The organism is Streptomyces sp. SPB162 (assembly GCF_029504575.1).
In the GTDB taxonomy this organism is placed as follows: Bacteria; Actinomycetota; Actinomycetes; order Streptomycetales; family Streptomycetaceae; genus Actinacidiphila.
Map to the genome: position 1 here is coordinate 6,569,615 of NZ_JAQFII010000001.1, position 18,864 is coordinate 6,588,478.

General features: G+C 71.0%; 17 protein-coding genes and 3 pseudogenes. 1 reads left to right on the forward strand and 19 read right to left on the reverse strand.

Features of this window, described 5'->3' with window-relative positions:
* Nucleotides 1-310: 310 nt before the first annotated feature.
* Genes M2266_RS29675 through M2266_RS29685 form a run of 3 tightly spaced genes read right to left on the reverse strand, consistent with a single transcriptional unit; the run spans nucleotide 311 to nucleotide 4,365 of the window.
* Nucleotides 311-1,954 carry a DUF317 domain-containing protein gene (locus M2266_RS29675; protein ID WP_277440953.1) on the reverse strand — a complete coding sequence of 548 codons (1,644 nt, stop codon included), beginning with the start codon at nucleotides 1,952-1,954 and terminating at the stop codon, nucleotides 311-313.
* Nucleotides 1,955-1,982: 28 nt separating this feature from the next.
* Nucleotides 1,983-3,770: a type IV secretory system conjugative DNA transfer family protein gene (locus tag M2266_RS29680; RefSeq protein ID WP_277440954.1), complete on the reverse strand. Its 1,788-nt coding sequence runs from the start codon at nucleotides 3,768-3,770 to the stop codon at nucleotides 1,983-1,985.
* 34 nt (nucleotides 3,771-3,804) lie between these two features.
* The gene (locus tag M2266_RS29685) at nucleotides 3,805-4,365 is read right to left on the reverse strand and encodes a DUF317 domain-containing protein (protein WP_277440955.1); all 561 of its coding nucleotides are present in this window, start codon (nucleotides 4,363-4,365) and stop codon (nucleotides 3,805-3,807) included.
* A gap of 128 nt (nucleotides 4,366-4,493) precedes the next feature.
* On the opposite strand from M2266_RS29685, the gene M2266_RS29690 reads away from it, so the two are divergent.
* Nucleotides 4,494-4,859 (forward strand): hypothetical protein, encoded by a 366-nt coding sequence (locus tag M2266_RS29690; protein ID WP_277441438.1) that lies wholly within the window; start codon nucleotides 4,494-4,496, stop codon nucleotides 4,857-4,859.
* 124 nt (nucleotides 4,860-4,983) lie between these two features.
* Here M2266_RS29690 and M2266_RS29695 read toward each other — a convergent pair whose 3' ends face one another.
* The 16 genes and pseudogenes from M2266_RS29695 to M2266_RS29770 form a co-directional block, all read right to left on the reverse strand.
* Nucleotides 4,984-5,502, reverse strand: coding sequence for a hypothetical protein (locus tag M2266_RS29695; RefSeq protein ID WP_277440956.1), 519 nt, complete (start codon nucleotides 5,500-5,502; stop codon nucleotides 4,984-4,986).
* A gap of 73 nt (nucleotides 5,503-5,575) precedes the next feature.
* Nucleotides 5,576-6,403: a DUF317 domain-containing protein gene (locus M2266_RS29700; RefSeq protein WP_277440957.1), complete on the reverse strand. Its 828-nt coding sequence runs from the start codon at nucleotides 6,401-6,403 to the stop codon at nucleotides 5,576-5,578.
* On the reverse strand, nucleotides 6,390-6,749 hold the full coding sequence (locus M2266_RS29705) for a hypothetical protein (RefSeq protein ID WP_277440958.1): 360 nt from the start codon (nucleotides 6,747-6,749) through the stop codon (nucleotides 6,390-6,392). Before M2266_RS29705 ends, M2266_RS29700 begins: the two co-directional genes overlap by 14 nt.
* Nucleotides 6,750-6,774: 25 nt before the next feature.
* A complete protein-coding gene (locus M2266_RS29710; RefSeq protein WP_277440959.1) occupies nucleotides 6,775-7,575 on the reverse strand; it encodes a DUF317 domain-containing protein in 801 nt (266 codons plus the stop codon).
* Nucleotides 7,572-7,955, reverse strand: coding sequence for a hypothetical protein (locus tag M2266_RS29715; RefSeq protein ID WP_277440960.1), 384 nt, complete (start codon nucleotides 7,953-7,955; stop codon nucleotides 7,572-7,574). The genes M2266_RS29710 and M2266_RS29715 overlap by 4 nt, the downstream gene beginning before the upstream one ends.
* A 185-nt stretch (nucleotides 7,956-8,140) precedes the next feature.
* A complete protein-coding gene (locus tag M2266_RS29720; RefSeq protein WP_277440961.1) occupies nucleotides 8,141-8,890 on the reverse strand; it encodes a hypothetical protein in 750 nt (249 codons plus the stop codon).
* Between the two features lie 23 nt (nucleotides 8,891-8,913).
* Nucleotides 8,914-9,582 carry a hypothetical protein gene (locus M2266_RS29725; RefSeq protein WP_277441414.1) on the reverse strand — a complete coding sequence of 223 codons (669 nt, stop codon included), beginning with the start codon at nucleotides 9,580-9,582 and terminating at the stop codon, nucleotides 8,914-8,916.
* Between the two features lie 40 nt (nucleotides 9,583-9,622).
* The gene (locus tag M2266_RS29730; RefSeq protein ID WP_277440962.1) at nucleotides 9,623-10,474 is read right to left on the reverse strand and encodes a relaxase/mobilization nuclease; all 852 of its coding nucleotides are present in this window, start codon (nucleotides 10,472-10,474) and stop codon (nucleotides 9,623-9,625) included.
* Nucleotides 10,471-10,896: a hypothetical protein gene (locus tag M2266_RS29735; protein ID WP_277440963.1), complete on the reverse strand. Its 426-nt coding sequence runs from the start codon at nucleotides 10,894-10,896 to the stop codon at nucleotides 10,471-10,473. Before M2266_RS29735 ends, M2266_RS29730 begins: the two co-directional genes overlap by 4 nt.
* 100 nt (nucleotides 10,897-10,996) lie before the next feature.
* Nucleotides 10,997-11,495 (reverse strand): annotated as a pseudogene (locus M2266_RS29740) (hypothetical protein).
* 12 nt (nucleotides 11,496-11,507) lie between these two features.
* Complete coding sequence (locus tag M2266_RS29745; RefSeq protein ID WP_277440964.1) at nucleotides 11,508-12,815, reverse strand: MFS transporter; 1,308 nt, start codon at nucleotides 12,813-12,815, stop codon at nucleotides 11,508-11,510.
* Between the two features lie 27 nt (nucleotides 12,816-12,842).
* Nucleotides 12,843-14,039, reverse strand: coding sequence for a hypothetical protein (locus M2266_RS29750; RefSeq protein ID WP_277440965.1), 1,197 nt, complete (start codon nucleotides 14,037-14,039; stop codon nucleotides 12,843-12,845).
* 129 nt (nucleotides 14,040-14,168) lie between these two features.
* Entirely contained in the window at nucleotides 14,169-15,968 is a 1,800-nt protein-coding gene (locus M2266_RS29755; RefSeq protein WP_277440966.1) for a hypothetical protein, read from the reverse strand.
* Complete coding sequence (locus M2266_RS29760; protein WP_277441415.1) at nucleotides 15,965-17,110, reverse strand: AAA family ATPase; 1,146 nt, start codon at nucleotides 17,108-17,110, stop codon at nucleotides 15,965-15,967. The genes M2266_RS29755 and M2266_RS29760 overlap by 4 nt, the downstream gene beginning before the upstream one ends.
* A 136-nt stretch (nucleotides 17,111-17,246) precedes the next feature.
* Nucleotides 17,247-17,511: pseudogene (locus tag M2266_RS29765) on the reverse strand (hypothetical protein).
* A 711-nt stretch (nucleotides 17,512-18,222) separates the two neighbouring features.
* Nucleotides 18,223-18,675 (reverse strand): annotated as a pseudogene (locus M2266_RS29770) (glycosyltransferase); the annotation flags it as partial.
* Between the last annotated feature and the right edge of the window lie 189 nt (nucleotides 18,676-18,864).

Below are 18,864 nucleotides of genomic sequence, written 5' to 3' on the forward strand. Positions count from 1 at the left end.
GGCGCGGGCGAGGTCATGTGCCGTCGGCGGGTCGGAGGGCGTGGTGGCTCCCAGTTGGGTTGGTCAACGGGCCAAGCTGCGTGTGGCGGTAGCGGTCGGGCGTGCTCGGGCGGTTGCAGCGGTGCGGGGTCGGCCGAGAGCGGTTGCGAGGGCGCGGCAGCCGTCGGAGGTGAGGTGGTGGGGATGTGGTGTGCGAGGTTGCCGCCCGGGTCCGGGCCGCGCAGGAGCGCGAGGTTGTTTAGCGCGTCCTGGTGGCGGGTGCAGTCGGACCCCAGAGCCAGCAGGCGTTCGAGGATGGTGGAGGCGGCGGTCATCGTCTCGGCTGTCGGCCGGCGTGCGCCCGGGCAGCCTGGGCGACGGCGTGGTGCGCGTGGGGGTTCACTGCGGCACCGCTCACGGGTGTGATCAGCGCGCTATCGCTGTGCTGGACCAGGAACGGCAGCTCCTTGACGGCCCGTTCGACGGGCTCATCGCTGGCGAGGTGAGCGAAGAACTGGGCGACCAGGCGCTCAGGGGTATCGCGGGTGAAGGTGGCGCTCCACTCGGTGTCGAAACTCTCGTAGAGCGAGTGCTCGAACCGCCAGGGCACCTCGGCGTCCCGCTCGTGGCGCAGATGACAATGCTCGTCGGGCGAGGTGAACAGGGTGATCCGCCCCACACGCACGACCGTCCAGCCATTGAGCTCCGCGCTCTGGGCGAGCGTGTTCGTGGTGAGCGGGATGCGATCGGCGTGCCGAGTGTCGCCCAGGAGCTGGGGCAGGACTTGTGTGACGGCGGCCAGGGCCTCGGCCGGTGTCTGCCGGCTGAACCGAGCTGTCCAGTACGGCTCGTGGTGGCGCAGTTCCCACCAGATGTCATCCCGCCGGTCCGGCTCGAAGTCGAGAAAGACGCTGCCGCAGGGGCTGTCGATCTCGATCCGCCCGGTGCTCGGGTTGTGTTCGAAGCGCCAGTTGAACAGGTGGGAAAGCGGACCGATCACATCGTTGAACCTGCTCATCCCGCTTCCGGCGAGGTGCCGCGGAGAAACCAGGACTCGTTCGTCGGGGTTGAATTCGGTCATCGACGCCGCCCCTTCGTCGCTGTTGCTGCCGCGGCGGACGGGGCGGTGGCCGCACCCTTGCCCGCTGAGTGATGGGCCAGTGCGTGGTGCCCCTCGGGGGTGACGGTGATGCTCCGTACCCCTGTACAGGGGTACGGAGGTGTCGAGGTGCAGCAGGCCGCGCTTGTCCAGGGACTGGAAGGTGGCGGTGGTGATCACGGTGAGGTCGGGTGTGCAGACCATGGTGGAGCCACGACCTCGCGTCTGCATCGTCGCCCCGCCCTGCGCGAGGGAGCGCAGCGCCTGGTACTGGGCGGCGCTGAGCCGATGCGGTACCGGCCGGCCGGCGCTGGTGCTTGCGGTGCGTTCGAGGTCGCGGGTGATCCCGGAGGCGGTGTAGTGGCAGCAGGTCGCGCACAGGTTGAGGTGGTGGGCGGCGGTGGTCAGGCTCTCGGCCAGGAGCGGTGCGGCTTCCGCGTGCCGGGCCTGGCGCATGACCGCGTCATCGGCCGGCGGGCCCCCGGCGAAGGCGGAGGCTTCGAGAGGGTTGTCCGCAACAGCCCTCGCCAGTTGCCAGGCGGCGAAGCAGGCGGAGGCGACGACTTCGCCGAGTGTTTCCAGGGAGGAGCGGCTGCCGGGCACGGCCGTGTACTGGCTGCCGTCGAGAGCGGACAGGTGGACGAGGGTGCGGCCGGTCAGCTCGTGGATGGCGAGGATCTTCGGGCCGAGTTGCTGCAGCAGTTCGCTGCCCGGTTGGGCATCCAGTGCGGTGAGCGTGGTGTGCAGGGTGGCGAAGTCGACGCCGAGTTGCCGCAGCTGGCCGATCTGCAGCGGCAGATCAATGGGGCGCAGGGTGATGGAGGAGCTCCGATACGTCGGGTCAGCGAGGGAAGGGGAATGGACGAAGACGCCCAAATGACGTGGCAGGCGGGCGGGCGGAGAGCTATGCGGCGGGCCCGAAGTCGGACTGCTTCGGTTCGTGCTTGGCGACGGCACGGTCCGTGATGGCCTTCGACGCGCGGGCGGAGGCGGCCGACAGTTCGGCGGCGCCGGGTTCCCGGTACCAGGGGCGTAGGTCGAGCATGGCCACGCGCATGCCGGTGGCGAAGCACAGGGCGCTGCCCTTGGGCAGGGCGCGGATCGCGTCGGCGGGCAGGATCCGTTCCTGCCGCATGGACACGGAGGTCGATTTCCCGGATTCGGAGTGCGAGGTGGAGGTGGTCTCGACGTCGTGGTCGCCGATCAACCTGCTGAGTTTGTCGGCGAAGTCCGGGTCGTCGATGCCGGCGCCGATGACCTTGACGGTGGAGGCGGACCACATGGCGTCCATGCCGGCGTCACCCCAGACCTTCTGGCCCTGGCGGTAGCTCTGGAGGATCGTGAGGGGGATGATGCCGCGGCTGCCGAGGTGGGAGTACAGGTCCGGCAGGTCGCTGATCTTGCAGACGTTGGCGGCCTCGTCGAGGATCGCCAGCATCGGCGGGTCGAGACGTCCTCCGGCGCGCTCGGCCTGGGTGGTGGCGGCCCGCATCACGGAGTCCGCGCATGCCGCGATCAAGGCCGAGGCTCCGCCGCCGCCGTCCTTGCTGAGGAGGAACAGGGTGTCGGTGGAGGTGACGAAGTCGGCGGGCCGGAACTCGGCGACGTCCTTCTGCGGTGTCACCCACGCGGCGATCTCGGTGTTGAGCAGGGCTGCGGCGTACTGCCGGGCGGTCTCGTAGATGCCGTCGCGTGTCTCGGGTGGTCCTTCGACGGTGCCCTTGAGCTGGGCTGCGACGGCGGTGAAGTCGTGGTCGCGCAGGATGTCGAGCGGGGTGCGGTCGGCGGGGAACGCGAGCCACTGCATGATGTCGGTGATCGGCCTCTCGTCGAGCGCGGCAGCCAGCAACAGCTGGGACAAGATGTTGCTGCCGGCTTTGGACCAGAAGTCGCCCTGGGCGCTGGCGTCGACGCTCGCGGCGAGGAAGTGGCCGGCCAGCCGGCCGGCGCCGTCGAGGGTCCTCGCGCTGGCCAAGGGGTTCCACCACATGTCGCGAGCCGCGTGGGCGATCTGCTGCGGGTCCATCGTCCACACCTGGCCGACCTGGGTGCGGGCGTCGTAGGCGGCGGTGAACGCGTCGCCGGCGGCCTTGTTCGAGGTCAGGAGGACCGGGCCGGGGGCGTTGAGGATGGAGGGGATGGCCAGCGAGGTGGTCTTGCCGGACCGGGGGGCCATGATCGCGACAGCGACGTCCTCGAAACCCATCCGCACCTCGTGCCGGGTGCCTTGGAGGTTGCCGAGCAGGACCCCGGTGTCCTGGGCGTCGATGCGCTTGGCGTCCTTCAGACTCGGCCGCAGCGAGCGGGCCTTCTCCGTGATCGCTTTGGCCATGAGCGGCTCGATGTCCCGGGCCTTGGCCATACCGGTGATCTTCTTCCGGCCGCCATTGCGGTCCTTGTGCCGGGCCCACAGGAGGCCGGCGACTGCTCCGAGGGCCAGGAGGAGAAGCGCGGGAATGATGCGGGCACCGATGAGCAGTGACGTTTCTGCGGCGTGCGGCCAGAGCTGCTCCGGGTGGAGCAGGGCAGTGGTCGGCTGGTAGGGCGCCCAGGGGGTGCCGGTGAGGTGGGCGGTGATGTTGCCGGACAGCCAAGCGAGGTTCGAAAGGGGAACGACGACGGCGAAGACTCCCAGCAGGAGTCGGAAGGCGATGTCGTACCCGTCGGTGGAGTTGTTCGAGGAAGGGGGCAAAGAGGTACGCAACTTCCGGGCGGGGACGGAGGGATCAGCGGCTACGGCCGTTGCGGGCTGGCGGCTGTGGCGGGGCACTGGGACTCGTCGGGGTGGTGCGGCGCGAGGCGAGGGTGCGCACGCGTTCTTCCAGGGCGAAGGCAACGCGCTGGACGGGCATCTCCTGCGTAGTCCCGATCACCAGGGAAGTGCCGCAACCCGCACCTTGGTGAGCGGAACTCGGACGTGGCAGGGGGTGGGGTCGGCCAGCGCTGGGGTGAATGCGGCGATCAGGTGGCGAGGTGTGGGTGCCGAAACGGGTCTCCCACGGCGGTCCCTGCGGTAGAGCGGTGGTGACGAACCAGCAGTCGGTGGTGCTGTTGACGAAGTGCTCCACGCGGGCCAGACCATCAGGCGAGGTCATCGCCCTGTCACCGCCGACGTGCCGCCAGTCGGCAGCTACCAGGGACCTGTGCGGATCGGCCTCGGCGGACGTACAAGCTTGCGGGTCGGTGAGGGCGTCGGTGAAGGCGGCGATGATCTCCACCGGGGTGCGGGAGCCAAAACTCGCGTACCAGGCCGCCGGTCCGGTTCCGGGGCGTGGTGCAGCGTCCACCACTGTCCGTCGGGATCGGGCTCCAGACGCAGGAGGGCCTTGCGGTCGGGGCTGGTGAGGATGACGCGCGGCATCAGGAGGTCGTGGCCGTAGCTGTTTGACATGGACGGGTCTGGCCGACTCTCCGTATGCTGGTGATCGCTTACGAGGGGGGCAGGGTGAACGGCAATCCGCTGTACCACTGGATAGCGTTGGCCGTGTATACGGGCCTCTTGCTGCCCGTCGCGGTGGCGATACTGGCAGGCTGGACGCCGCCGTGGCTGCGGAAGCGACAGGCTGGGCTGCGATTTCATGCCTACGGCCTCCTGTGCGTCTACGCCGTCATGCTCCTCAACGGCATCCCCCGGATCGCAGGCGCCTCTTCCGGCACAGTTCTGGCCTGCATGGGCGTCGGTATCGGCTTGTTCGCCGCCGCCGCAGTCCTGTTCCTGCTCTCCGAACGCAAGGATTCAGGCGCCCAGAGAACGGGCGCAGTCGAACCTCGGGAAAGCTGAGAGACACCGCTCCAGCCGCAGGCGCGGTGCAGGGGGACGGTGACCCAGGCGGCGTCACCGCCGCCGGCCAGGTGGCGCGGCGCGATGAACGAGACCTCGACGGTGTCGGGCACCAGGGACACCGTTACCTCCGCACTCGGGCGGGCCGGCCGGGCGTGTGGGCCTTGGCCGGCGGTGGGGCCAGAGGGGAGGGGGTGTGCTGAGCGGCGGCGTTGATCTCGACGAGGACGTGACCGTGGGTGGCCCAGTCGTCGAGGTAGCTCCACGACTCGGCGTGGTACTCAGCGAGGGCTTCGTCAAACGGCGGGGTGCCGGGCGGGGCGTCGGCGAGGAGGCTGTCACGGGTGTGCACCCACTGCTCGTGCAGCGCGTCGAGCAGGTCGACCGCCGCGCGAAGGTGGCCCAGTTGGTAGGCCCAGCGGTGTTGCACCGCGCTGGTCGGCATGGTTCTGAGCTGCGCCTCGGCTGTGGCCAGCAGGTGGCGGGCGCCGGCGCGGACGGTCTCGAACGCCTCGGCGGTGTCGGCGTCGCGCTGGCGCTGGCGGGTGCCGTAGGCGTGGTCGTCGTGGGGCCAGCCGTCGAGGTCGGTGTGCTCGTCGGAGTAGGCGTCCCAGGCGTCGTAGATGTTCTTGCTGTCGCTCAAGTAGTCGTCGAGATGCTGGAGGAGATCGCGGTCAGCGGTGGTGTCGGGGGAGATGGGGAGGGTCCTGTCGGGGTCAGCGGCGAACGGCCGGACGAGGGGTCGCCGGCGTCGCCGGGGCTGTCGCGGGTGTCGGCTGCTTCTGGCGGCGGGCGGCGCGGGCTTGCGCGCGGATCGTCTTGATACGGGTGGTGTGCGCGTCGACCACCTGCTGCGGGGTCAGCGGGCTGGGCTGTTGCACGACGGTGTAGTGGGCGGTGCGTTCGAACATGGCGCGCTGCAGCGGGGCGGGGTCCGCGAGCGCGGTGACGAAGGCGGTCACGACGTGCTCGGGTGTGCGGCTGTCGAACCAGGCGTGCCAGATGCGGGGGCCCAGGAAACCGTCTTGTCCCGGCTCACCCGCCTCCACATGCCAGGACACAATTGCGGGGTCGTGGGGATCGGCCCGCTGCTCGACGCGGCACATCGCGTCCGGTGAGGCAGCCGCGTTTCCTGCGTCGATGAGCCAGCCCGCGGCCTCCAGCGCCGACAGGGGTGCCGCCGGTTGAGTGCGCGACGGGGCGATCAGCGCATCAGTGAGGCCGGCCAGGACTTCGGCGGGGAGGAGTTCGCCGAACTCGGCGTACCAGCCGTGCTCCGCGTCGGTGGGCTCGGCCCGCAGCCGCCACCACGCGGAGGTGGCGGACTGCGGGTCGAACTGCAGGCGGTAGCGGCGATCGGGGCTGCGCAGGATGATCTCGGCGCTCAGCGGGTCGGAAATGGGGGTCCAACCGGCGGCGGCCAGGCCGTGGGTGACGTGGCGGGCGTCGCCGGGGCCGGCGAGATGACGCGGGCTGGTATCGAAGGGCATCCGCCAGGCGTGTATCTCGGCGAAAGCGGCGAGCTGCCGTTCACTTACCGGCACTCTGCGCCCCCGGCCTGGTCTTCGGGCCGTTGTCGATCAGGGCGCGCACGTGGTCCAGCGAGTAGTGCAGGGTGTGCTGATCGGACTGCTCCCACGCGGCAGCCCGCAGCTCGTCGACCAAGACGCTGACCTCCCTGCTGCGCGGGGTGTCCGGGTTTTCCAGCAGGGAACGGGCGAAGGCGCGCAGGATGTCGCCGAACTGCACGGGGATGCCGGTGTACTCATCGAGCAGCGGAGTGACGAGGGCGAACGCCTCCTTGGGGTCGGGCTTGTCGCGCAGGTATGCGGTCAGGCGGGACAGGGTCTCCGTCGCGGTACGGACGGATTCCAGGGTGGGTGCGGACATCGGGCTCCTCGGGGGGCGTCGGGGTTCAGCGGCGGGTGCGGGTGCGGGTGCCGCCGGCGTGGGCGTGGGGGCGGGCTGCGGTGCGGGGGCGGTTGCCACGGGTGGTGGTGCTGCGGGCCCAGGCGGCGCGCGCGGCGGTGATGCGTGCCTGCTGCCAAGCCCGGAGCTGGGAGGGCAGTACGGAAACCGATGTGGTGCGGATCTGTGCGCTGTGCGGGACGCGGCCCAGTGGGCGCATCACGGGCTCGGGGTTGGAAAGCGCGGTGGAGAAGGCTTGGACCAGGTGCATCGGGGTGCTGGCGCTGAACTGAGCGCTCCAGCCGTTGCCCTGCTGGTCCTTCGCACCCGATGACCACATCGCGATGCCGCCGGCGGCCTGGAGGTACTGCATCCAGGCACTGCCATCGGGGCTGGTCACGGTGTGATGTCCGGCGGTGGGTTCATGGCGCCAGCGCTGTTCCCGCAGCGGCGCCCACACGTTGGGGGCGTGCGCGGAGCGGGGCTGGGTGAGGGCGTCGGTCAGACCGGCGACGATCTCCACCGGCGTCTGCCGGCCAAGGACCGCCCACCACTCGTCCTGATGGCCGTTCGCCTTGCCGTGGATGGTCCATCCGCCGGGCAGGACGTAGGGGTCGTAGCCGACGCGCACGGTGCGGTCCGGGCTCTCCATGACCAGGGGGCCACCCCGCTTGGACCGGTCCTGCCATCCCGAAGCGCGCAGGAACTCCGAGACGTGCCGCAGATCGCCCCCGCCCGCCAGAGAGCGGGGCTCGATGAGGTAGTGCTGCTCGGGCCGCACCCAGTTCTGCCGCTGCTGTTTGCTCATCGGTGCCGCCGGACCACGAGCGATGCAGGGGCGGGCGGCTTGCCCGCGCTGGTGGCGGACTGTGCGGAGGCGTGCTGGAGCGTCTCCCGATACTCCTCCAGGTCCGCGCTGGTGTGGGCGAGGTCGTTCGCGGCTCGGCCCAGGGCGAGCCACACCTTGGCTGGCAGGGCGCCGCGCTCGGTCTGGTCCTTGGCGAATCTGCTCGCTGTGTCAACCAGGTGGGCGACGCCGCCGATCAGTCCGTGGTCGGGGTCGCACATCCGCGCGATGACCTGGGCGGCCTCGGGCGCCGGCAGGTGGGTGAGGTGCTCGGTGAGCTGGTCGAGCTGGCGGCTGATCTCGTCAGTGAGCCGCACCGCGTACGGGGTGGGCTGAGACATGCTCCTCCAGAAGGGGGTTGGTCGTCGCGTTGGCGGTTCGCGACCTGTGGAATTTGGCGGGAACCGCCGTTGGGCGTGCGCCGGTCAGCGGGCGGGCCCGGTCCGGGGCGATGAGGACGTATGCCTGCAGGGGTATAGGCGGATCAATCCGGTCGCGGCGGGGCTCGCGAATCCGCCGCTCTGCTTCAGCGAGTCCGGCGGGCCAGGGCCCGGGTCGCGGCAGGGGCCGGCGGCAGGGTGACGGTCGGCGCGGTTCTGGTGGCGGTGTGCTGGAGCGCGGTGCTGATGCCGAGGGCGTCGAGCTGGCGACCGATGGCCAGTACGGCGTGCGCCTGCACGGTGGTGTCATCCCCACCGAGTCGGAAGATGCCGCTCTGCGGGTCCTGGACGAAGCCCTGCTCGCTAAGGACTGCGCCGGCCACTTCGCCGACCGGCGCGGCGGCGAGGCTGCCGTCCGGCTGCCAGGTCAGGACGACCCGCTCGGGCTGGGACGGCTGGACCCCGCCGATGGCGTTGTGGCGGACCTGGGCGAGGGCGCTGTCGTAGCGGGCGAGGAGGTCGCCCGCGACGGTCTCGGCACCTTGGAACGGGTCGTCGACCAGCGCGATGCCGTTGGGCTCGGGAACGGCGCGGTATGCCTCGTCGGGAAGGTTCTGAGGAGCGAGGGCGGCGATGAGGAACCCGTCGCGATCGTCATGCCGATCCAGGACGAGGAACTGGGCGCCGTCCGGGCGGCTGAGGACCGCCGCATGCTGCAGCGCAGTCTCGGCGAGGGTGTCGGCGACGAGATCCAGGTCCCAGACTCGGTCCGTCAGATCGATGAGGTCGTCCTTGTTCTCGGACGGAAGGTAGGTGCTGGTCCAGGCACCGGGCAGTTCGCCGGCGAGGATGTCGGCGTAGGAGGCGAGGCGCTCGGAGTTTTCGTGATCGGGCATGGGGTCCTTGGCTGTCGTGGAGGTCAACGGCGCAGCCCGGTGGCCACCGGGGGTGGTGGGGCGGGAACGGTGCGCGGTGGGGGCGGGCAGGCGCAGACGGCGGACCGCTCGCGCTCGGTGGCCGGCACCTGTTGGGTGCAGGCGCTGCGGCCGGGGTGCGGGGCGTGCCGGTCGGCGAGGGCGTTGCGGGTAGCGGCCAGGTCGGCGCTTATGACGGGCAGGCGCTCGTCGGCGAGGTAGCGAAGCCGCTTGGCGATGTGCGGGTCGGCGGCCTGGCCGAGGCCGTCGTGGAACTCAGCGGTGGCGGTCAGGACCTCGGCCAGGGCGGCGAGAATGCCGTCGTGCGCGGCGGTCAGCTCGGTGAGAGCGTCGGCGGCCTCACCGGTGGTGGTGGCCTGGCGGATCCGCTCGGCGAGCTGGGCCACGGAGGCGCCGAGTGTCGGGTAAGTGGCCGGCCGGGCTTCGGTGTCGAAATCCGCATCGCAGTCGACGTGGTAGCTGGCGGCTCGCAGCCTTGCCACAGCGCCGACGGCGAGGCGAGATTCCTCGTCCTGATCGAGACCGGTGGGGGTGCGGTGGTAGGTCTCGTGGACGCGCACGACAGGGACAAAACCTGCCCGCTGCAGAACACTGTGGGCTCCTGCGTCTCCGCCGCGGGCGAGGACCTCATCGGAGTGCGGATCGCGGCGGATGTCGAGGAAGCGGTTGGCGAGAGGTGAAGGAACGTTTCTCCTATGGTGATCGGTGGGTGGCGGACCGGACGGCGGGTGGTGCCGGGGCCACGCTGGGGCGGACGACCGACAGGTGGGCTGCCGTGGTGTCGAGGTCCTGCTGGATGGCGTGGAGCCGGCGGGCGATCAGCTCCAGGCGGTGTGCCGTGTCCGGCCTGGTGGCTCCTGGCTGGCGGGCGATCCGGTGGGCGGTGTGCTCGATGAGTGAGCGGACCGTGGCCAGCGGACCGGCGTGCTCGTCGGCGAGCTGCGACAGGACGCTCGCGAGGTGGCCTGTGGCAGTGGGTACAGGCGGGGCGGGAGCCTGTGGCTGGGGAGCGGTGGGTGCCGGGGTCAGGCGCAGGTCCCCTTCGACGCGGCGGGCCTCGACCGAAAGGCGCTGCAGGACGTTGGCGGGCTGGGTGTTCCAGGTGCCGTCGAGGCGGATCAGGTTGGCGATCAGGTCGAGGCGGCCGGGTTGGGCTTGGACGGCGATCCACCGACAGCCGTGTTCGTCACCCGGGATCTCGATGCCGGCGGCGCGGGCCAGGCGGTGGGCGGTCTCGGCCCATTCAGGTCCGGTCAGCACCCGGTCATCGCGGTGGAGGCGGATTTCGAGGTGGAGGATCGCTCGCCGGTCGTCGTTCGGGCTGGCAGCGAACGGGTGCTCCAGCAGCGGGTCTTCGAGGTGCTGGGCCCACTGGGCGGACGTCCACGTCGCCTGCTCGTCATCCTGGGTGTAGGAGTCGAGCCCCGGCCAGTGGGCGACGACGGTGTACTCGGTCAGCCCGTCATCCGGTGAGACCGGCCGGCCCAGTGCCGCGGTGAGCGGGTCGTGCGGGGTATGGGTGCGCTCGTGGACCTGGAAGATCACCGGCCGCCCCGGACGTCGGCGACGTGCACGAGCTGGTGGAGGGCGGTGATGGTGTACCAGCCGCAGTCGACCAGGGCGTTGGCGTCGGTGTGCTTCGGCAGGAGGTAGTCCTCCATGGCCCGCAGGTGGATCAGGCAGTCCGGGCAGCGGCGCGTGAGGTGGACGAGATAGCGGGGGTGGGCGGTGAGGTACGACTGTGCTCCGCCGGTCGCGTCGCGCACCCGCCATCCGTCCTCGTCGGTCGGGGTGTGCCAGGAGGAGGCGACCACGCGCACGGCGTCACCCCACAGCTCGCCGCCGGCGACCCCTCTCAGGACGACGACCTGGTCGCCGCCCTGAAAATGGCCGTGGGTGATGTCCCGGACGGGGGTGAACGGGTCGGGCGTCGCAGCGAACGCCGGGATAGGTGGGGGCAGGGTCATCCGGTTCCTTCCACGGGAGACGTGATGCGGTGGGAGGAACAATGGTCCGGAAGAACGCCGGTTTGGCTAACCGGCGATCCCCGGCTATGTTCCCCCTCCGTCACCGGAACGGGTTCTCCGTCCCCCAGTCGTCCTCACCCGCAGCGTCGAGGAGTTCGGGCAGGTCAGAGCCCTCTACGTCCCGCTGGTCGATCCACCATCCGGCCCGCGTGATGCCCCGCGCCTTCTCCTCCACCTCCGCCCAGTCCGCCTCGTCCCAGGTCCCCTCGACCACCAGCACGGTTGTGCGCGGCGGCCACCAGCTGATGACGGGAGCGCACACCCCAGTCCAGGGCCTTGTCCGGCCCTTCCATCGGCGGCATATCGAACTTCTCCGCCCACTCGACGGCAGCCTGCTGCTCCTGGGCACGCTTGGCGGCGAGCCACTCTTCCTTGGATGGGCTGTCGGTATCGCGGGCGGCTTTCCAGCAGTCGGTGCAGTTCTTCGTCGCGAGCCAGCGGGCGAATCCGGCCCGTTTGTCGGCAGGACGGCCGGACAGGTCGTGCTCGACTGCGTGGGAGCAAGGGTGCTGGACGGTCCATCGGGTGCGCACTGCCATAGATGGGTCTCCTCAAGTAAGTGGAATGGAAGCGGTGTTGGGCTGCTGGTCCGGGGATGCCGCTTCGGGGTGGGGCCGCGCGGTGGAACCGGCAGGGCCGGGAAGGTGGCCGGCCCGGCGCAGGTGCGGGCGCCCGGCGAGCAGGACGGTAAGGGCGAAGGCGGCGCCGGCGGCGGGGAGTGAGGCGCTGGCGAGGTGGTGCTCGGCGAGGCGCCCGGCCAGCGCGGTGCCGGCAGCCTGCCCGGCGCCGATCGACAGGATCAGCCACGCGTACGCCTCGCTGGTGCGGCCCGCAGGGGCGAGGGTGTCCGTGGTCAAGAACGCGCAGGCGACGACGACGGTGAGGAACGCCCCGGGCACGATGACCGCGGCGGTGGCCGCGCCCGGGCCCAAGACGGCCAGGAGCGGGAGCCACCCGGCCAGGAACGCTGCCCCACCGGTGATCAGTCGGCTGGTGGTGGTGCCCTTCCACGTGCGGCGTCCGTAGACGAGGCCGCCCAGGAGGCTGCCGGTGGAGAAGGCGGCGGGGATGATCCCGGACAGCATGCTCTGTCCGTGCTGCTCGGCCAGGGCGACAGCCCAGACGTTCATCGCTCCGATCGCGAACCCGACCCCGGCAAGAGCGGCGAACAGCAGCACCAGACCCCAGCTGGTCAGCCTGCGGACCGACCCGGCGTGCGCACTGGCGCGCTGTGCGGGGTGCCAGCGCCGGGAGGGCGGTGCGAGGGCGACGACGGCGGTGCCGATCAGGCCGAGGGCGGCGGTAACCATCAGGGCGCAGGATGGCTCGTAAGCGGCGGTGAGTGCGGCGACGAGCAGCGGGCCGACGACGTACAGCAGGCCCTGGCTGCCGGTGTCGAGAGCGAGCGCCGCGTGCCGCATTCGGGGGTTGGGCAGCACGCTCGGCCACAGAGCCCGCAGTCCGACTTCCAGGGCCGGCGTGGAGAGGCCGGCGGCGATGACGATCCCCACGGCGAGCGATGCTCCGCCGTGCAGGCCGACCGCTGGGAGAGCCACCAGGAACGAGGAGTTCGTCAGGGCTGCCAGCAGGTGTACGGCGGTCTGTCCGTGGCGGGCCATCAGGCGCCCCATGGCCGGCTGAGCCAGCGACGACGCGAGCCCGTACACGGCGGCGAGCATTCCTGCGAGGGCGATACCGCCTCCCGAAGCGGTGGCCCACAGGATGATCGCTACCGGGGCCATGGCGTTGGGCAGGCGGCCGGTGAGGGTGCCGGCGAGGAGCCGGGTGATGTGCGGGCTGCTCAGCACCGCGCGGTAGGTGATGCGCGGTGCCGGAGTCGAGGGTGTGGTCAGGGGCAACGGGGGGCTCTCTGGGAATTGGGGCGGTTATGGTCGGCGCGCGGTTGCCGGAGTGTGGGGTGGCGGCGCGGCCGGAGGGGACGTTTCCAGCGCGGGGCGCGGGCGGATCCGCGGAGGTTTCGGGACGCGGTGCGGCGGCAGGACGGCCACGGTGGCGCCGAGGTCCTCTGCCGCGTCGTGGACCTCGCGCATCAGGGAGTCGAGCTGTCGCGCGAGTGCGTGGATCCGGGCGCCGATCTGCTGGCTGCGCACGGTGCCGAGGGCGTCGGAGAACTGCTCGGCGGCGTACAGGATGTGCCCCAGGCGGACCATCGCACCGGCGCCGACGCCCTCTTGCGTGGCACTGAGCAGGACCTCGGAGACATCGCCGGCGGTGCGGGCCTCGATAATCTCCCGGAGCAGCTCCTGCAGGGGCTGCTCGGGGACGGGCTCTGGGCGGTTGAACCGGGACGCGGCGTCGGGCCGTAGGACTCCGGGCGGGACTGCTCGGGGCAGCGCCTGCCCGGCCGCGTACTCATGGACGTAGTGCCCGATGATCTCCCAGTCAGAGGCGTCCGGGTCTCCGGCGAGCGCGACCACCGTGGAGTCGTCGTCCTCGACGAGGTACGCGAGCGTGATGCGGCGACCGTCGGCCACATGCCACGACTCGATCAAGTCCAATGCCCCGCCCTGCCGTAGCGCGGCGTGCGCCCGCGCGGTCCAGCTCTGCCGCTCCTCATACGTCAGCCCAAATTCGGGCTCGTGGTGCTGCTCGGCCAGGTCAGCGGCGACGGATCCGTAGTCTGCCCAGGCGGCGAGGTGAGGCCACACCAGGGCGTATTGGACACGCTGCGCGGCCGAGTCAGGCTCGGCGGGACGGTCGAGAACGCGGACGATCTCGGTGTGGGAGGTGGCGAGCGAGTCGAGCACCTCGCGCCACGCGCTCAGGGGTCCGGTGGGCGGCAGTTCATCGAGCGCGCGGTGAGCGGCGCCGAGCAGGCCGTCGGCGTGCGCGGCGAGGTAGGTGGTGTACACCTCCACGGCTGCCGCGTTGCGGTGGGCGAGAGCATCTGCGGCGGCGCCGGGGTGCGCGGTGCGGCCGTAGCGGTCACGGGTCGTGTCGAGCGTGTACTGGGTCTGGGTGTTGATCACGGACATCCGTAGCCGGAACTCGCGGGCCTGTTGCGCGAGGCGCGATGCCTCCGCCTGGAGGCTGTCGGGATACGGGTCGCCGGCGGGCGTCATCGGGCTCGCCCCTCGCCCGAAGACAACGGGCTGCGGGTCAGGGCAACAAAGTCCAGGCCAAGGTGGGTTGCGAAGCGGGTGTGGTCAGACAGGAGGAATCCCTCGGTTTCTTGGTCGTGTGATGGTGTCTCAGCGTGTTCTGCGGATGGCGTCGGTGGCGGCTTTGGCGATGGCAGCGGGGGCGTTGGAGGGTTGGGGCAGGTGGAGGGGGGTGGTGCCCGGCAGGTGGCGGGACTCTTTGGTGAGGGTGAGTTGAAGTACGGCGCAGCCGGCGGTGGTGAGGCGTTTGATGCGGGCGAGGGCTTGGGCGGTTTCGCCGTCGGTGTAGTGGGCGTCGGTGACGATCACAAGGAGGCGGCCGGTGCCGGGGCGGCTGAGGTCGAGGCCGTGGTCGAGTGCGTCGATGGCGTCACCGAGGTTGTGGTTGCCGCCGTTGGCGTGGAACGTCGTCACGTGCTCTGGTGCCCGGTGGGTGGGTCGGGTCAGTGCGGTCAGATTCATGTCGTAGGCGACGGTGGCGGTGCGGGAGTCGGGGTCGGTCAGGGCTGCTGCGCGGGCCACGATCCATGCGGCGGACGCGACGGGTTTGCAGGCTGCCGACATGGAGCCGGAGACGTCGACCGCGATGCCCACGCGCAGTGGTGGGGTGGGGGAGTTGCGGCGGCGGGTGTGGGTGAAGGGCTCCGCAGTGGGTATCGAGCCGGCGGCGCGCTGGGCGTCGCGGGCGAGGGCTTGGCGCATGTTGAGGCGGCCGGGCGGGGTGGGGCTGGTGGTCCGTTCCTCGGCGCGTTCGCGGTAGGCGGCGGCGCGAAGGGCGCGGCTCAGGCGTGCGGCGGCGCTCTGCTCGGCGGCGGTGGGTTTGCGGCTTCCGGTGACCGGGTTGCTGGAGGGCGCCGGTGTGCCGTCGGGGCTGACGGTGGTGCCGCGTGGGTTGAAGACCGACTTGGCGGTGGCGGCGGCTTTGCGTCGCTGGCCGACCTGTTGGGCGCGCTCGTTAGCCTTCGCCCGGGACTGCGCTGCCACGGCGTTGTTCGAGGCGGCCTGTGCCGCGAGGTCGGCGGCGTCGTTGGCGGCCATGCTGTCCAGGACGACCGTCACGGCGCCGGTCAGCAGGTCGGTGAGGTCTTGCGGCGCGGCGGGCAGGGCCGGGGCGGCGGTGTCCAGGGCGTCGCACCAGTCCTGGGCGTGTTGGAGCATGGTGGTGGCGTCGTGGTCGGCGCACCTGTGGGCTGCGGTCCAGATGCCGGTGAGGGTGGCCAGCAGGGGCCCGCCCAACACCCTTTCGCACAGATCAGCGACGGCTTTGGTCTCGCCGGCGTCCAGGATGCCGGCGTCCCGGCGACCGAGCATCAGGGCCGCCGCACTGGCGGCCTGCTCGACGCCCTGAAAGCTGGGGTTGGCGATGTCGGGCATGACCAGGGTCCGGGCACTGGTGCGCAGGTACGTGCGGTCGGTGGGCCGTCTAGTCAGGTGAGCACCTTCGACGCGGCTCTCTTCCAGCAGCAGCGCTGCCTCCACGACGCGGGGTTCCGCACTGGCCGGCTCCTCCCACACCGAGTGAGCGGCGTGCGCGGCCTCGTGGACGAGGACCCCCCAGGCGGCGGGATACCGTTCCTCGTCACCCACGATCCGCGGGTGCACCTCGTGGGGCTGGAGGGGGGCGAACAGCTTGGCATCGAACTCCACCTCCGCCAACCGGGGAAAGTAGGCAGCCGGTGCGCCGGAGCGGGTGCCGGGACGGCAGATGACGAGCAGGTCCTGGCGGCCGGACAGCGCGACCAGCCGATCACCGAGCTCGGCTCCCACCCGCAGCCACGCCGCCGGGGAGGAACGGGGCTGTGGGGGCGGGGCGCCGTCGTCGTCCCAGCGCGCGAGGTCAGCGTCGTCGCGCGTGGTAGCGGAGGACTGGACGTGGTGGTGGGCGCTCATCGCGAGCTCCGGCGCGCGGGGCCGGTGGTGCCCGGGGGCTGCCGGGCGACCGGCGCGCTCGCAGCGGGGAGCTGCCGGCCCAGGGTGAGGGGCGCGACCTGCTTGACACCGGCGATCTTGCCGACGGCGTCGGCGACGGCGTCGCGGTCCTCCAGGGGAGCGATGCCGATCAGGTTCGCGAGCGCGGCCTTGGTGCCGAGGACGGCCTCAGTTTTCTGGTAGCTGAGCAGCTCCCGCAGCTGGGGGGCCCAGCCCATCTCGCCGAGTTCGACTTGCCTCGCGAGATGCCGGGCGATCCGGACTACCCGGGCATCGATCTTCAGGGCCAGGGCGAGATCGTAGTCCGTGCCGACCTGGATCTGCACGCTGAACCGGGACGCGAGCGCCTCGGTCAAAACGGCTCCGTGCACGCCCGGATTGTGGCCCGCCACCACGTAGAAGCCCGGCTCGGCCTTGATGGTCTCGCCCTTGTGTGCCTTGACCTGGATCTGGCGGCGCCCGTCCATGGCCGGGTAGAGGGCGGCCAGCACCTTCGGTGAGATCAAGGTGGCGTCGTCGATCAGCAGAGCGCGGCCCTCGGTCATCGCGGCGACCAGGGGACCGTACTGGAACGTGTAGCCTCCGCTGTCGGCTTGCGTGTACTCGCCGATCAGGTCGCCGACCGTCGTGTCGCCGTCGCCGGCGACGGTGACCAGGTCGGGGAACGCGGCCTCCACCAGGGACGTCTTGCCAGTTCCCGGGGGACCGTAGAGCAGCACCGGCACATCAGCGTCGCGCAAACGATTCAGCGCCTCGACGTCGGGCAGATCGGCCAGCTCCCGGGGATGGTAGAGCTGGCCTCCCGCGCGGCGGATCGGACCGCCCTGCTGGGGCGTGCGGGCCGCGGGAGCGCTGGTGCGGGCCGTGGCCGCTTGGCGGGGAGAGTGGGTTCCCGGTGGGCTGATCACTGCGGCCTGCGCGGCTGCGGCGGTCTTCTGATTCGCGCGGAACTGCGGCTGTCCGGTGCCGTGCTGGTCGGCTTCGCCGCGTTTCGCCAGGGTCAGGGCGGCGTTGCGGACGGCGCCGTGGGAGTGGCCCAGCTGCCTGGCCATGTCCCCGATGGTGAGGCTGTCCGCGGGCCGGTCGGCCAGCAGCCTGGCCACCTTGGCCCGTAGCTCGCCGGCTTTGGTGCGTGCTGTGGCGGGCGGTCCGGGTGTGGTCAAAAAGAGGATCCTTCAACGGGTTGGCGTGCGGGCGGGGTTGGCACTGCAGGTGCGGACGGCCTCGGCGTGGGAGGTCCTATCGCTGGTCTGTGCGGGCGTGCCCGGCGGGGGAGCACCGTCGGCGTTCACAGGCTGGCCGATGCTCGGTCCAGGGGCACGGGGTGGCCGGCGGCGCGCGGTTCGCCGGCTGCCGTGCAGGTCCGCGGCTCCGGTCCGCGGCGGTTTCCGCGGGTTGGGCGGGCTCAGCCGGGAGTCTCCTCGAAGCCGGACTGAAGCAGGATCCGCCGGGCGGCGGCGTTATAGCCGGTGGTGGTGATCTCGCCAGTGGTGCTGTGCCGGATCGGCGCGAACGGCTGGACTGTGCGCTCTGCTGGCGCCGCCTCGTGGACGGGCCAGGGCCCCTTCACGACGAGGGTGCGGGTCGCCGACAGGGATTCGAGCGCCTCCCTGCGGCGGTCTGTCAGGTCCTGTTCGATCCTGGCCAGGGCGTGCGTGAGCGTGTAGGCGGGGACGGATTCCCGGTTGGGGTGGGTCTCGTCGAGGCAGGGATCGACTGCGGTACGGGCACGGGCGATAAGCCGCTGGGCGGCGTGGAGCAGGCCGCCGTCCTGCAGGAGGTGTTCCAGGAGTTGGTCGAGCTGATCGCTGTCGGCTGTGGTGAGGTGGCCGGCAAGTTCGTGCAGTGCCGCAGCGCTGGCCTTGACGTCGGCGACGGAGTCGAGAGGATGCGAGGTCAGGATTTCTCCGTGATGTTCGATTCGCGGCCTGGAGGGCTTGGGCGGCAGGTACCAGCCGGGCTTCAGGGGGGCTCGGCGTGCGGGGACGGTACGGGGGCCCGTAGCCGGCCTTCCACTGTCCGTACGTTTCTCGGCCGGCGTCGGTCGTCGCGTGTCCGGTGACGGTGACGGTGACGGTGCGGTTGTCATGGGCGGCGTCGGGCCGCCCGCGGGGGTTGCTCCGTCATCTAGCGGTGCGCGCGAGCCGGCAGCCCTGCAGCAAGCACCGGCGGGGCGGGTGCTGGCAGCAGGCTTGGGCGGATGGTTGCGGAAGGCGGAGCGCAGAGTGCGGCCGTACTGCCAGGCATGCTCGCGAGCAGCCGCCTCCAACTCGTCATACCCGGGCTGAGCCGTCATCTGGGCCGAGTGCTTGCGGTACCTGTAGACCGGAACGGGCAGCAGGATTCCGGGGGCAAGATTCGAGATGCCGACGGCCGTGCAGTAATCCTCACCCTGGACGAGGCCGCCCATCGGGGCGGCGCGTACGAGTTCGGTGCGGGCCAGGATCGTGGTCGGCCCGATCGGGATGGTGTCGGCCGGGGACTTCCAGTACGTCCATACGTCGCCGGCCTCGTGCCGGCCCGGTGCCGCGGGGCACCGCCACAGGGTGGTCGAGCCATCCGGGTGAAGGTCCTCACTCCACCCTGCACACCAGCCCACCCCGGCCGATTCCAGGGCGTTCAGCCGCAGGGACATGGCGTCGTCGGTGAACTCATCGTCGTTAGTCGCGGCAAACTCCGTGTCCCACACAGGTCATGTCGCTTTACGACGAGCTGGTCGCTCAGTCCCGCTCAGGTGCCGGGTGGACCATGGTGTCGCTTTCTGGAGGCCAACTACTCCCGGAATTGTGGCAGACGTCACGCATGGCTGGGTGACGCATCCACGTCGGAGAGGGTTGCGACCGTGCGAGATCGCGGC

What these genes read in the sequence shown, in the direction of transcription:
- M2266_RS29690 (WP_277441438.1), top strand. Translation starts at nt 4,494, where the DNA reads ATGCTGGTGATCGCTTACGAGGGGGGCAGGGTGAACGGCAATCCGCTG.
- M2266_RS29705 (WP_277440958.1), bottom strand. Translation starts at nt 6,749, where the DNA reads ATGTCCGCACCCACCCTGGAATCCGTCCGTACCGCGACGGAGACCCTG.
- M2266_RS29710 (WP_277440959.1), bottom strand. Translation starts at nt 7,575, where the DNA reads ATGAGCAAACAGCAGCGGCAGAACTGGGTGCGGCCCGAGCAGCACTAC.
- M2266_RS29715 (WP_277440960.1), bottom strand. Translation starts at nt 7,955, where the DNA reads ATGTCTCAGCCCACCCCGTACGCGGTGCGGCTCACTGACGAGATCAGC.
- M2266_RS29720 (WP_277440961.1), bottom strand. Translation starts at nt 8,890, where the DNA reads ATGCCCGATCACGAAAACTCCGAGCGCCTCGCCTCCTACGCCGACATC.
- M2266_RS29735 (WP_277440963.1), bottom strand. Translation starts at nt 10,896, where the DNA reads ATGACCCTGCCCCCACCTATCCCGGCGTTCGCTGCGACGCCCGACCCG.
- M2266_RS29750 (WP_277440965.1), bottom strand. Translation starts at nt 14,039, where the DNA reads ATGACGCCCGCCGGCGACCCGTATCCCGACAGCCTCCAGGCGGAGGCA.
- M2266_RS29755 (WP_277440966.1), bottom strand. Translation starts at nt 15,968, where the DNA reads ATGAGCGCCCACCACCACGTCCAGTCCTCCGCTACCACGCGCGACGAC.